General features: G+C 67.2%; 14 protein-coding genes. 5 read left to right on the top strand and 9 right to left on the bottom strand.

Features of this window, described 5'->3' with window-relative positions; translation table 11 throughout:
* Positions 1–74 precede the first annotated feature (74 nt).
* From ACCO44_RS12900 to ACCO44_RS12915, 4 genes are all read left to right on the top strand, one after another.
* A complete protein-coding gene (locus ACCO44_RS12900; protein WP_105709927.1) occupies positions 75–548 on the top strand; it encodes an NfeD family protein in 474 nt (157 codons plus the stop codon).
* A 10-nt stretch (positions 549–558) separates the two neighbouring features.
* Entirely contained in the window at positions 559–1,488 is a 930-nt protein-coding gene (locus ACCO44_RS12905) for an SPFH domain-containing protein (protein WP_051662450.1), read from the top strand.
* A complete protein-coding gene (locus ACCO44_RS12910; RefSeq protein ID WP_372466821.1) occupies positions 1,485–2,255 on the top strand; it encodes a glycerophosphodiester phosphodiesterase family protein in 771 nt (256 codons plus the stop codon). Before ACCO44_RS12905 ends, ACCO44_RS12910 begins: the two co-directional genes overlap by 4 nt.
* A gap of 132 nt (positions 2,256–2,387) precedes the next feature.
* A complete protein-coding gene (locus tag ACCO44_RS12915; RefSeq protein WP_029263398.1) occupies positions 2,388–2,771 on the top strand; it encodes an RNA polymerase-binding protein RbpA in 384 nt (127 codons plus the stop codon).
* On the opposite strand, the gene lnt is transcribed toward ACCO44_RS12915, so the two are convergent.
* The 9 genes from lnt to ACCO44_RS12960 are packed head-to-tail and all read right to left on the bottom strand — an operon-like array spanning position 2,746 to position 12,495.
* Positions 2,746–4,302 carry an apolipoprotein N-acyltransferase gene (lnt, locus tag ACCO44_RS12920; RefSeq protein WP_372466822.1) on the bottom strand — a complete coding sequence of 519 codons (1,557 nt, stop codon included), beginning with the start codon at positions 4,300–4,302 and terminating at the stop codon, positions 2,746–2,748. The two genes, ACCO44_RS12915 and lnt, sit on opposite strands and share 26 nt — an antisense overlap.
* A gap of 2 nt (positions 4,303–4,304) precedes the next feature.
* Positions 4,305–6,779 (bottom strand): DEAD/DEAH box helicase, encoded by a 2,475-nt coding sequence (locus tag ACCO44_RS12925; protein ID WP_372466823.1) that lies wholly within the window; start codon positions 6,777–6,779, stop codon positions 4,305–4,307.
* Positions 6,776–7,534 (bottom strand): twin-arginine translocase subunit TatC, encoded by a 759-nt coding sequence (gene tatC, locus ACCO44_RS12930; protein ID WP_029263401.1) that lies wholly within the window; start codon positions 7,532–7,534, stop codon positions 6,776–6,778. The genes ACCO44_RS12925 and tatC overlap by 4 nt, the downstream gene beginning before the upstream one ends.
* 56 nt (positions 7,535–7,590) lie before the next feature.
* Complete coding sequence (tatA, locus tag ACCO44_RS12935; protein ID WP_105709923.1) at positions 7,591–7,827, bottom strand: twin-arginine translocase TatA/TatE family subunit; 237 nt, start codon at positions 7,825–7,827, stop codon at positions 7,591–7,593.
* 44 nt (positions 7,828–7,871) lie between these two features.
* Positions 7,872–8,855, bottom strand: a complete 984-nt coding sequence (locus tag ACCO44_RS12940; protein ID WP_105709922.1) for a YafY family protein — start codon at positions 8,853–8,855, stop codon at positions 7,872–7,874.
* Positions 8,852–9,844: a YafY family protein gene (locus ACCO44_RS12945; protein ID WP_105709921.1), complete on the bottom strand. Its 993-nt coding sequence runs from the start codon at positions 9,842–9,844 to the stop codon at positions 8,852–8,854. The genes ACCO44_RS12940 and ACCO44_RS12945 overlap by 4 nt, the downstream gene beginning before the upstream one ends.
* A complete protein-coding gene (locus tag ACCO44_RS12950; protein WP_372466826.1) occupies positions 9,844–10,776 on the bottom strand; it encodes a hypothetical protein in 933 nt (310 codons plus the stop codon). Before ACCO44_RS12950 ends, ACCO44_RS12945 begins: the two co-directional genes overlap by 1 nt.
* 10 nt (positions 10,777–10,786) lie before the next feature.
* Positions 10,787–11,806 (bottom strand): tRNA (adenine-N1)-methyltransferase, encoded by a 1,020-nt coding sequence (locus tag ACCO44_RS12955; protein ID WP_262000926.1) that lies wholly within the window; start codon positions 11,804–11,806, stop codon positions 10,787–10,789.
* A complete protein-coding gene (locus tag ACCO44_RS12960) occupies positions 11,803–12,495 on the bottom strand; it encodes an HAD family hydrolase (protein WP_372466827.1) in 693 nt (230 codons plus the stop codon). Before ACCO44_RS12960 ends, ACCO44_RS12955 begins: the two co-directional genes overlap by 4 nt.
* A gap of 81 nt (positions 12,496–12,576) precedes the next feature.
* Here ACCO44_RS12960 and ACCO44_RS12965 point away from each other — a divergent pair, with 81 nt between their 5' ends.
* Positions 12,577–13,425, top strand: a complete 849-nt coding sequence (locus ACCO44_RS12965; protein WP_029263408.1) for a PAC2 family protein — start codon at positions 12,577–12,579, stop codon at positions 13,423–13,425.
* Positions 13,426–13,430 lie beyond the last annotated feature (5 nt).

The raw sequence follows: 13,430 nt of genomic DNA on the forward strand, positions 1-13,430 counted from the left end.
ACACTATCAAGGGAGCGCTGTGGCACCCGGATCGGCGGTCCCCCGCGTGATACGTTGACCACAAAGGAGGCCGCATGGACAACTTCACGACATTCGTCACGTTCATCGACCAATGGGCTTGGATCGGCTGGCTGGTCCTGATCGCCGTGTTCCTCGTCATCGAGATGCTCTCGTTGGACTTCACGTTCCTCATGCTCAGCTTCGGCAGTGTCGTCGGACTGGTGACCGATCTGCTGGGTGTCCCGGTCTGGGTGCAGGTGATCATCGCGGCCGTGGCGGCGGCAGCGTTCATCCTCTTCCTCCGACCGCCGTTGCTCAAGCGCCTCCGGCGCGGCGAAGACCCGACGAAGTCCAACGTGGACGCTCTCGTCGATCTGCGCGGCATCGCGCTGGCCGAGATCACGCAGATCTCCGGCCAGGCGAAGCTCGCCAACGGCGACACCTGGACCGCGCGCACCGCTACGCCGGTCGCCATCCCTCAGGGAGCCCCGATCGCCGTGAGCGCGATCAACGGCGCGACCGCCATCGTCCGACCCGTCAACGACTAGGAGAACCCCCTTGGACGACGCATCGTTCATTCCCGCAGCGATCGGCTGGATCCTCGCCATCGCGGTGATCATCTTCGTGGTGGTCACCGTCGCACGCGCCATCAGGATCATCCCTCAGGCGACGGCCGGCGTCGTCGAACGCCTCGGCCGCTATCACAAGACCCTCACCCCCGGACTCAACATCCTGGTCCCCTTCATCGACCGGCTCCGGCCGCTGATCGACATGCGTGAGCAGGTCGTCTCGTTCCCGCCGCAGCCGGTGATCACCGAGGACAACCTCGTCGTCTCGATCGACACGGTCGTGTACTTCCAGGTGACGGATGCCCGCGCGGCGACGTATGAGATCGCCAACTACCTCGGCGCCGTCGAGCAGCTCACCACGACGACGCTGCGAAACGTCGTCGGTGGCCTCAACCTCGAGGAAGCCCTGACCAGCCGTGACAACATCAACGGCCAGCTCCGGGTGGTGCTCGACGAGGCGACCGGCAAGTGGGGCATCCGCGTGGGCCGCGTCGAGCTCAAGGCGATCGATCCGCCCATCTCCATTCAGGACTCCATGGAGAAGCAGATGCGCGCTGAGCGTGACCGCCGCGCCGCGATCCTGACGGCGGAGGGCACCAAGCAGTCGGCGATCCTCGAGGCGGAAGGCGCTCGCCAGGCCGAGATCCTCCGAGCCGAGGGTGACAAGCAGGCCGCCGTCCTCCGCGCCCAGGGCGAGGCCGAGGCGATCCAGAACGTCTTCACCGCCATCCACCAGGGCGCGCCCGACGACAAGCTCCTCGCCTACCAGTACCTCCAGATGCTGCCGAAGATCAGCGAGGGACAGTCCAACAAGCTGTGGATCATCCCGAGTGAGCTCACCGAGGCGCTCAAGGGCATCGGCAGCGCATTCACTCCGAAGCCGGGTCAGGGCCCGACGAACACGCTTCCCGGCGCGTGACGCACCCGTACTTCACGAAGGCACGGCATCCTCGGGTCCTCGCTCACCGCGGTCTGGTCACCGCGGAGGGCGAGGATTCGGGCATCTGGGAGAACTCCGCTGCTGCCTTCGCCGCCGCACACGCGGCGGGCGCCGAGTATGTCGAGACCGACTGCCAGGTCACGGCGGATGGCGATGTGGTGCTGTTCCACGACTCGACACTCGAGAGGCTCGTCGGTGACACGCGAGCAGTGCGGGACGTGCGCACGCGGGAGCTACGCGAGATCCTCTCCGCCCACGGCGGACTGCTCACGGTGGCGGAGGCGCTCGACTCGTTTCCCGATGTGCGCTTCAACATCGATGTGAAGACACCCGCCGCGGTCGAACCGCTCGGACCGATTCTGGTCGAACACACCCACCGCGTGCTCGTCACGAGTTTCTCAGACGCGAGCCGCCGCGCCGCCGTCTCCTCCGTCTTGCGGGCCGGCGCCTCGCTTCGGCCCGCGACATCGGGCGGAAGCCGCACGATCGCGGGGCTTCGCGCGCTGTCCGCGCTCCGCCTCTCCTCCGCACGCGTGCTCCAGGGAATCGACGCGCTCCAGATCCCCGAGCGACACGGAGCGCTCACCGTGCTCACCCCTGCCCTCGTCCGCGCCGCCCACCGACGCGGTGTCGAGATACATGTGTGGACGGTCAACGATCCCGCCGATATGCGCCGTCTCGTTGCCGCCGGAGTCGATGGGATCGTCTCGGATCGGTCTGACGTCGCCCTTCGGACTCTGTCCTGAACCGACGACTCCCGACGCGCCCCATAACCTCCGGCGCTGAGATTCAGCTGTGAATCGCGCCGAGATGCCGCCCGCGTGGATGAAGCGCACAGGCTGGAGCGTTATACCTGACAGCGACGAGAGGACCACAAAATGGCAGATCGCAGCCTGCGCGGCATCCGACTCGGCGCCCAGAGCCTACAGAGCGAAGAGGGCGTCGTTTTCATGGAGCGCCGTGAGACCACCTACACCTGTGACACCTGCGGCCACGTCACGAACCTGATGTTCGCGGCCGACGCCGAACCGCCCCAGACCTGGGAATGCCGCGCCTGCGGTGCCGAAGCACGCCTGAACGTCGACGGCCAGGCCGTGACGCTCGAAGCGAGCGATGAGAAGGCCGCTCGCACCCACTGGGACATGCTCATGGAGCGCCGTACCCGTGCGGAGCTCGAAGAGTTGCTGGAAGAGCGACTCGCCTTCATCCGCGCCCGCCGCGGCGCCGGAGAAGACCCTACCCGCGAGAAGATCGGGGCGTAGTGCCCCGGGCGCGCCACCACCCGAGGAGAAGCGCGCCCAGACCGCCCCACAGCAGGAACTGCTGAATCCAGGGGCCCAGGACAACCCCCGCCGTGAGGCCGGAACGAAGCTCGACATCTTCGAGCAGCGCTCCGGCCTTTCCTGCATCCAGGCTGGCGATGGTCGATCCATCGGATCTGATGACCTGACTCGTACCGACGGTCGACACGTTCACGACACTGCGACCTGTCTCGATGGCGCGCATCCGGGCGAAGGACAGCTGCTGCAGATTCTCGTCGGTGCCTCGGAAGTCGGCATTGTTGGTCTGGAAGACCAACACCTCGGCGCCGTCGTTCAGCCCTTCCCGGATCACGTCGTCGTAGATGACGTCGAAGCAGATGGCGAGCCCGATCGCGACGCCGTCGACCTCGACGATCGGCGGGTTCGACCCCGGCGTGTACTCCCGCTGGATGAGGCCGATCAAGTCGGGGGCCAGGGCGTTGAAGAACGCTCGGTCGGGCACGTATTCGCCGAAGGGAACGGGGTGTCGTTTGTCGTGCGTCTGCGTGGCCGTGCCGTCGGCGGTCCACAGCATCGAGGTGTTGAAGTAGAGATCGTCCCGCGCGGTCGCCGCATTCGCGAGCAGCGGCGCATCGATCCGGTTCGATACGAGAGTCATCCTCCGGGCGATCGCCGCGTTCTCGAAGGGGTCGGCGTCCAGAGAACCCTCCGGCCACACGACGAGATCGACATCCTCCCCGTAGAGCGGTACCGTCGCGTCGGTCTGCGCCTGGATCACCGAGAACGGCTCGCGTTCGTCGAAATACCCGGTCGGTCCGTTGCCCTGAACCGCGGCGATCCTCATCGACCCCGACGACATGGTTGGGAACAGCGGAGTGAAGAGCAGGACCACGACCAGCACCGCCGGTACCAGCAAGACGAGCGGACGACGCCACCCGCGCGTGCGGACGAGCTCGATCAGCATCGCGACCAGCAGCACCATCAGGAAACTGAGACCGCTCACCCCGAGCCATGAGGAGATGGGCGCGAGGGGGCTCTCGGCCTGGCTCATCCCGATCCGCGCCCAGGGGAAGCCGCCGTACGGCCAGGAGCCGACGAAGAGCTCCCGACCGACCCACAGGGCAGCGACGACCGTCGGAAGCCCCAGGACACGCCCTGCAGCGCCGGGAAACGCACGGGGCAGCCATCTGTAGGCGAGTGCGATGGGCACGAGCGCGATGGCGGTGAGACCGCCTTCCACGACGCTGAGCGCCGCCCACGGAATCGGCCCGAGGTAGCGAGACGTCCAGGAGACCAGTAGAGCGAAGAAGAGGATGCCGTAGACCAGACCGACCAGAAGTGCGCCGCCGAACCGTCTGCCGATCAGCGCCACGAGCACAAGAGCTGTGGCGGGGAATGCGAGAGCCCATACTGCGGCGCCCGGATAGGCGAGGTTCATCAGCAGTGCCCCGAGCGCGGCTGTGGGCACCGCTGCCCACAGGGGCAGCAGCGCGCGCTCCGGCGCAGCGGCGTTCGCGGACGTCGTCGCCATCATCACATCGACGAATAGGCGACGATGCCGCGGCGCACACCGTCGAGGGCACTGTGTGCGGTGCGAGCGACAGCCGCATCCTCGGCCACGATGGACAGCTGATCGAGGAGGTCGATCGTCTGCTTCGCCCAGCGCACGAAGTCTCCCGCGGCCATGTCGGCGTCGATCAGCACCCGGTCGAGCATGCCGCCGCGAGCCCAGGCATGCATCGCGCCGGCGAGCCCGGCGGCGAGCGGTTCGCTGCCCGGCAGGCGATGATCCTGTTCGAGGTCGTCGAGTTCGGCCCAGAGCGTCGTCGTCTTCTCCCAGGCCGTGCGGAATGCTCCACGCGGGAGACCCCGCTCCCCCGAGTTCGCCTCGTCACGGCGCGGTTCGTACACGAGGCAGCACGCCATCGCCGCGAGTGAGGGGGCATCGAGGCCCGCCCAGAGTCCCTGGCGCAGCGACTCTGCGACGAGGAGATCTCGCTCACCGTAGATCCGGCGCATCGTGCGCCCGGCTTCCGTCAACGTGGTCTCGCCATCGACTTCCGTGAGGTAGTCCAGAGTCTCGAGTACCTCGACGACCCGATCGAACACGCGCGCCACCGTCCCGGTCCGGGTCTCGATCTGACGCCGGATCCGATCGGTCTGGCGCTTGAGCTTCCAGTAGCGTTCCGCCCAGCGCGCGTGTGCTTCCCGATCCGGGCAGCGATGGCAGGGGTGGCGCTGCATCTGCGTGCGCAGCGTCTGGATGCGTTTCATCCGTTTGTCGCGCGACGCCCGTGGCGCCTGGGAATCCTGACGATTCTTCTTCTCGAGATCGCTGAGCTCCCGGCGAATGGCGGCGTACTCAGGGAAGTCGCCGTGCTCGCAGGCCATCGAGCTCTGGTATCCCGCCAGCGACGCTTCAGCTTCTCGCACCTGGCGCGCCAGTCCGACGACGGCGCGATCCGCCTGGAACTGCGCGAACGACGACTCGAGGATCTCACGAGCCCTGGCCTTGCCGAACATGTCGATCAGGTTCACGGCCATGTTGTAGGTGGGGCGGAAACTCGAGTTCAACGGGTACGTGCGGCGCGACGCCAGCGCGGCGACGGCCTGTGGGTCCATGCCTTCGGTCCACTGCACGACCGCATGACCTTCGACGTCGATCCCCCGCCTTCCGGCGCGACCGGTGAGCTGGGTGTACTCCCCCGAGGTGATCGCGACCCGGGCCTCGCCGTTGAACTTCTCCATCTTCTCGAGCACGACGGTGCGGGCGGGCATGTTGATGCCGAGCGCCAGAGTCTCCGTCGCGAAGACGACCTTCACGAGTTTGCGTCGGTACAGCTCCTCGACGACTTCCTTGAACGCCGGCAGCAGACCCGCGTGGTGCGAGGCGACGCCGCGCTCGAGGTTGTCCAGCCACTCCCAGTAGCCGAGCACGTCGAGGTCTTCGTCCTGGAGAGTCCGGGTGCGGTCCTCAACGAGCGCACGGATCTCCGCGCGTTCCTCGGCGGAAGTCAGCCGAACCCCGGCGCGCCGCACCTGCTGCACTGCGGCGTCGCACCCCACGCGACTGAAGATGAAGAAGATGGCGGGGAGGAGGTTCGCTCGCTCCAGGAGGTGCACGACTTCCGGACGATCCATCCGCTCGATCCGGCGGGCGTTGGCGGCGCGAACGGGCCGCCGTCCACCCCGCGGCGGACGCTTCGCCTGTCGCCCGGCATGGCGGTCACTGCGGTACGACTGCACCTGCCGGTTGTTGTCGTAGTTCGACCCGGTCGACGAGCGGATGCGCATCAGCTCCTGGTTCACCTGCGCGGTCGCGATGCCCGCACGATCGTCGAAGAGCGGAAGCAGGTCATCGCGGACGAGGACGTGCTGCTCCAGCGGCACGGGCCTGATCTCGGAGACGATGACGTCGGTGTCGCCGCGCACCGTGTCGAGCCAGTCGCCGAACTCCTCGGCATTGGAGACCGTGGCGCTCAGTGACACCAATCGCACCCGCTGAGGTAGGTGGATGATGACCTCTTCCCACACCGCGCCGCGGAAACGATCTGCGAGGTAGTGGACTTCGTCCATGATCACGTAGCGCAGGTCGCGGAGCGCGGCGGAGTCGGCGTAGATCATGTTGCGGAGGACCTCGGTGGTCATCACCACGATCCGCGCGTTGCCGTTGATGTTGGTGTCACCGGTGAGCAGACCGACCTGATCCGCTCCGTACACCTCGACCAACTCACGGAACTTCTGGTTCGAGAGCGCCTTCATCGGCGTGGTGTAGAACGCCTTGTCGCTCGGGGTCCGCATCGCGAGATGGATCGCGAACTCGCCGACGATCGTCTTGCCAGCCCCCGTCGGTGCGGCCACCAGCACACTGCGGCCGTTCTCCAGAGCACGGCATCCCGCGACCTGGAACGGATCGAGCTCGAACTTCTGCAGTGCCGCGAACGCCGAGGTCTCCGGGTGCTCCGCTGCCTGCTGCGCCTGCGTGTACCTATCGGACGGCGAACTCATACCGCGTCCGGCAACAGCCCGGTCGCTTCGTCGCGCTTGCGCTTGCGCCTGTCGAACAGCAAAGAGAGCCCCGCGGCGGCGAAGAAGAGGACGATCAGGATCCCCGCGAGCATCAGCATGCTGACCACGTCGGCGGCCGGGGTCGCGAGCGCGGCGAACACCGTCGCGATGATGATGGCGATGCGCCAGCCCTTGAGGATCGCCCGGCCCGACATGACCCCGGCGAGGTTCAGCGCGACGAGGAACACCGGCAGGACAAACGAGACGCCGATGACGATCATCAGCTTGAAGACGAAGTCGTAGTACTCCTGCGCGTAGTAGAAGTTGGTCGCACCGTCGGGCGTGAAACTCCACATGAGTTCGATGACGTGCGGCATGATCATCACGCCCAGGTAGCACCCGGCGAAGAACAGCGGGACGGCAGCGACCACGAAGCCGACTGTGTACTTGATCTCCTTGCGGGTCAGGCCGGGCATGATGAAAGCCCACACCTGCCACAGCCAGACCGGCGCCGAGATGAAGAGGCCGATCGAGAAGGCGATCCGCATGCGCATGTCGAACGCGGCAGTCACCGTGCCGAAGTTGAGCGCGCTGAAGTCATCACCGCGTTTCTCGGTGATGATGCGGATGGGTTCCGTGATGAAGTGTATGACCGGGTCGGCGACGATGAACGCCACGACCATGCCCACGACCAGAGCGAGCGCCGCATACATCAGACGCTTGCGCAATTCGACGAGATGCGCGCCCAGCGACATCCGCCGATCCCGATCCGCCTTCGGCATCACGGTCGGTTCGATGGCTGCCACGGCCGTCAGGCGCGAGGCGGAGTCTCAGGGTCTGCGCCCGAGTCCTTGACCGACGTGGGGTCGGCGATGGTCGAGTCGGCGCGAGGCGCGTCCTCTTCCTTCATCGCCTTCATCTCACCCTTGAAGACGCGGGCGGACTGGCCCATGCTCTTCGCCAGCGCCGGCAGCTTGGCGGCACCGAACAGAAGGAGGATGACGGCGAGCACGATCAGAAGGTGCCAGCCTTGCATTCCAGCGAACATGTAAGGATTCCCGTCGTCGATGAGCGTTCGGTTCAGTCTACAGATCAATGCTCGGCATCGGGGCGGCGATACAGCGCGAGTCCCGACGCGGCCCAGTCCCGCGTGGCGGATCGGGCGATACCCGGCTCCAACACCTCCATCGCGCCGCCGAATCGCCCGGCGAGCCTCTTGACGCCGCGCGGATCGGCGAGGTGGAGCGTGGTGGTCACCGCCCCGTCGACCACGTCGGGTTGCCCGGTGGGAACGAAGCCGCTCAAAAGGGGGGCGAGGCGCTCCGGCACACGCACGGTGACCTCGCGCTCGTCGTCGAGACCGGCGAAAGCCTCGGGAACGTGTTCACCGCCGTGGGTGATCGGGATGTCGGTGAGGGTCGGTGCGCTGACGCGGTCGAGATGGAACGTCCTCATCGCCTGCCGCATATGGCACCACCCCTGCAGATACCACTGGCCGTTCGTGATGAGGATCTGCATCGGGTCGACCGTTCTGGTCGTCGGCGCGGCATCCGGAGCTTGATAGGTGAAGGCGATCGCGACGCCCTCGTGCAGCCCCCGAGCGACGGCTTCGCGCACCTCGTCGACGGCGCTCGGCGCGACGACCACCTCGGCGGGAGCATCCGCGGCACCGCGGGACAGCTTCGAGATGAGCCCGGCGACGAGCCCCGAGTCCGAGACGGCCGGAACCGCTGCGACCATCTGCAGTCCGGCGAGGAGCGCCGCCGCCTCACGGGCAGTGAAGCGCGGAACTCGACGAAGGGCCACGTCGTTGGTGATCTCGATGACGTCCTCGAGGTCGAGCAGATCCCAGTTGATGTCGAACATCTCCTGCGGCTGCTGCCAATAACCGGATTCCCCGGGGAGCCCGATCACCGTCAGCTTCTCGACCATGCCGCGCATCTCCTGCGGCGTCACGCCGAATTCCTCTGCGGCTTCGGTGAGAGACACCTGGCCGTGCTCGAGCAGGTACGGCACAAGAGTGAGGTAGAGGCGGACGCGGTCGGCTGCGAGCAACGGCTTGGACTTCGCGCTCATGACGCCTCCGCCTGATCGGTGTGCGATTCGACGACCGCTCGCAGCCGCTCGATGACCGCATCGCGCAACGCGACCGGTTCGACCACCCGCACCTCGGGTCCGTAGGAGGCGAGCTCATCGGCGAAGATGTGCAGGTCGACGAACGGGACGTGGATTCCCTGCGGCGCCGACGTCGCACGACGCCCGAGCCGCAGTGCTGCCTCGGTGCCGGGCGTCACCTCCAGCAGAGCCGAGTTCGCAGCCGCCACGCGCTCCAGGCCGGAGAGCGCCCGCTCCCCCGCTCCGTCACGGAGCGCGGAGTCGAAGGTCGTGGGGCTCACCTTGACGGCGCCCACGATGCGACTGAGCAGGAACGTCCTGTCCTCCTCGACGTCCACGTCGATGCCGAACACGTGCCACCGAGCCTCGTAGTCGACCAGTGCCAACGGACGGATCCGCCGCCGCCGAGGCGCATCCTCCCCGGGCTTCAGATAATCGAAGGCGACGACGCGGCACCGCTCGATCGCATCCTGGAGCGGCGCGAACGCGGCGTCGCGGGCGGTGATGCGCGGCGCGAAGCCGATGATCGGCTCGTCCCCGTCGATGCCCAGGGCACGGATCTTGCGGACGCCCGATTGCGCGTCGCCAGAGACGGACTCCGCGCTCCAGACGCTCCCGGCCAGCTGCAACACGGCCAGTTCTGCGGCGGAGAACTCGATGTCACCGGGAAGGTCGTATTCCGCTTGCGGAATACGGTAGCGGGCTTCTCGGAGGTCGTTCGGATCAGCCGCGTCTCCGATCGTCTCGATCGGCACGCCGAGGGTGCGCAACTCGTCTTTGTCCCGCTCGAACATCTTCTCCAGCGCGTCGGAGCGCGTGCCCGCATCCGCTCGCTGCCGATATCCGGAGACGTTGTCGAGGATCTGCTGCTTGGTCAGCCCGATCTCCGTGGCCATCAGCGCCACGACGAGATTCGTCAGGCGCTCTTCCGCGGGGATCCGACTGGCCATCACTGCGTCGGAGCCGTGACTGCGCCCAGGATGTCGACGACGTACGCCACGGCAGGACCGGCGTCACCTGCCGGGGTCACGACGAGGATCTGCGAGCCCACGGTCTCGCCGATGAGCGCCTCTGCGACGGTCGGTGCCGAGGTCGAGAGATCACCGGTCGGTCCCTGGCCCCACGTGCTGTTGATGACCTTCTTGTCATCCCAGCCCACAGCCATCACGTTCAGGAGGGGGATCTGGCCCGCTTTGACCTCATCACCGTCGCCCTTGATGAGGGTCTGGACAACCTGCTCCGTGGGTGCGGCGCTGTCCGGAATGATGACGCCCGGCGTGCCATCAGGAGCGCGCACCACGGTCGGCATGCCCTTCGCGTCGTTGAACTGCAGGGAACCCTCGGCGCGGGAGAGGAACACATCGACCACATCGATGACGAACACCGCGTTGTCGTCGGCCGCGAGACCGAACCCTTCGAGGTTGTTCGCACCGAAGTCTTCCGGGGTGAGTGCGGCGACGATCCGGGACCCTGCCGTCGCGCACTCGAACACCGACTCGAGCCCGGGCGACTGCGTCGCCCAATAGTCGGCCGTGGAGACCTGACCCTTGGACTCGTCGTACGAGGTCGCGTAGACCTGCTTGCCGGTCTCACCGCTGAAGATCGAGAGCTCCACCACGAGAGCCTGCGCGTTGTCGAGGATCTTCCGGCCCTCGCCCACCGTCGTGTCGGCGAAAGCGGTCTCCTTGAGGTGCAGCGGGCTGAACACGCTCACATCCGGCGTCGACCCGACGTCGCCTTCCACGGTCACGGCGTCACGGATCTCGTTCGATCCGGCCCCGCGATCACACGCGACGCCACCGTCGGGTGCCGCGGCGGTGCAGCCGGTCAGAGCGAGGACGGCAAGGCTGAGAGAGGCCAGAACGGCGGACGTTTTACGCACGCGCTCCAGTCTATTCCGTCGCGTGCCCGGAATCGCGCGACGCCGCAGCAAGGCGTGCCCCCTCGGCAGCCTTCTCGGCCTCCCGCGCCCGCTTGCGCAGGTTCTTGTCACTGATCTCCCGGTCGCCCACGGCTCCAGGGGTCCATGCCTCGACATCCTCGTCGCCGTAGCTGCTCTTGGAAGCGCGTCGCTTGACCGAAGGCGCGACGGCGCCCGGCGCGAGTCGTCGCGCCGTCAGCAGGAACCCGGTGTGAGCGACCATGCGGTGATCCGGACGCACGGCGAGCCCCTCGACATGCCACCCGCGGACCATCGTCTCGGAGGCATCCGGCTCGGTGAAGAGCCCGGTGCCTCGGATGTACTCCGCGACACGCGACAGCTGCGTCGCCGTGGCCACGTAGCAGAGGACGACACCGCCGGGGGTGAGCGCATCGGCGACGGCATCCATGCACTCCCAGGGAGCGAGCATGTCCAGTACCACCCGGTCGACGGTGCCGGCCGGCACCTCATTCGGGAGCGACTCGACGAGGTCGCCCACGACGACGCGCCAGGTGTCGGGGTGTTCGCCGAAGAACGTCTCGACGTTGCCGCGGGCGACGTCGGCGAAGTCCTCGCGGCGTTCGAACGAGATCAGGCTTCCCACCGGGCCGACGGCCCGCAGGAGCGAAAGGGAGAGCGCCCCGGATCCGACCCCGGCCTCGACGACCGTCGCTCCGGGGAAGATGTCGGCCTGCATCACGATCTGCGCCGCATCTTTCGGGTACACGATCGCTGCACCGCGGGGCATCGACATCGCGAAGTCCCTCAGCAGGGGACGGAGCGCCAGGTAGTCGTGTCCGGAGCTGTTGGCCACGACGGAGCCGTCGGGAAGGCCGATCAGGTCACGATGGCGCAGCACGCCCTGGTGCGTGTGCAGCTCCCCGTCCTCGCGGAGCGTCACCGTGTGCAGGCGGCCCTTCGGACCGGTCAGCTGCACTCGATCGCCTGGTCGGAAAGGACCACTCGGCCTCGGTACGCGGCTCTCGGTCATCGGGGTGCTCCTGTCCGGGCGTTGATGCTGTCGAAGAGATCGGTGAGGTCGCCGGTGTTCCTTCCGGCGAGCGTCGGCCATAGCTCGTGCGCCCCGAGGTGGTCGAGCGGCACGATGTGCGGCACGGCGAGCGTCAGCGCGCCCGAGGCGAGTCCGGCGCGGACGCCGGTCGGCGAATCCTCGATGACGATCACATCGGCGATGTCGACGTCGAGGAGGGCCGCTGCCTGCAGGTAGGGCTCCGGGTGCGGCTTCGGGTTGTCCACATCGTCCCCGGCCACGACGAGGTCGAACGCCTCGAAGTCGATCAGATCGACGACGCTCAGCGCCATCCTCCGCAGGGACATCGTCACGAGACCCGTCGGAATTCCCGCGCTCCGCAGGTCGCGGAGCAGTTCGCGAGCTCCCGGGCGGAACGGCACGCCACTGGTGCGGAGCGAATCCTGCACGGCGTCGGTCAAATGGTCGACGATCGCCTGGGCCTCCATCGTGACGCCGGCCCCCTGGAGGATCACCGCGCTGTCGAGCAGGCCGCTTCCGACGAGCTGCAGCGCATCCTCGTGACTCCACGATCCGCCGAAGGATTCGACCAGCGCCGTCTCGGCCGCCATCCAATAGGGTTCGGTGTCGACGAGTGTTCCATCCATGTCCCACAGGACCGCGCTGGGCTTTCTGCTCACTGAACCCATGCTAGCCGGGGTACCGCCCGCATCCCGCCGTCGCGGACTAGCCTGGAAGGATCTCGTCCACGATCTCGAAGGGAGCCCACGATGGATGTTCTCGGTCAGCGCATCGTCATCGCCGCCTTCGACGGCTGGAACGATGCGGGTGAAGCGGCGAGTGGCGCCATCGAGGCGCTGCGGGCTTCATCGGAGTACGACCTCGTGCACTCCGTCGATCCCGAGCTGTACTTCGATTACCAGTACACGCGACCGTCGAGCCGGATGGACGCCGAGGGGCGACGTCGACTGACATGGCCGGAGGCCGGGCTGTGGCGTCCCCGCGATCCGGGGCCGGGACCCGAGTTCTGGCTGCTCACCGGCGCGGAGCCCGCGCGAACCTGGCAGGCGTTCGCCTCGGAGTTCATCGATGTGGCTCTGCGCGATGACATCACCGGACTCGTCACCCTCGGCGCGATGCTCTCGGACGTCCCCCACACCCGGCCGATCTCGATCTTCGCGTCCAGCCAGAACGAGCAGGTGCGGGAAGCTCACGACCTCGAGCGCTCGCTCTACGAGGGCCCGGTCGGCATCCTTTCCGTCATCGAGCACTTCGCCGAGAACGCGGGGATCCCCACCGCCAGCCTGTGGGCCAGCGTGCCGCATTACGTCGCGTCGGCGACGCCCTCGCCGAAGGTGACTCTCGCCCTGCTCGACCGGCTCGAGGAGCTGACCGGTGCCGACGTGGATCGCCAGACGCTGCGCACCGAGGCCGCGGCCTGGGAGGCTTCGATCGATGCGGCCGCGTCGGAGGACGAAGACATGGCCGAGTACATCCGTCAGCTCGAGCGCACGCGCGACACGTGGGACTCCCCCGAGGCGTCCGGCGATGCGATCGCGCAGGCATTCGAGCGGTATCTCCGCCGTCGCGATGACGGTCCAGGAGACCGCAAGCGCTGAGTCCG

This window comes from Microbacterium maritypicum (genome assembly GCF_041529975.1).
Classification (GTDB): domain Bacteria; phylum Actinomycetota; class Actinomycetes; order Actinomycetales; family Microbacteriaceae; genus Microbacterium.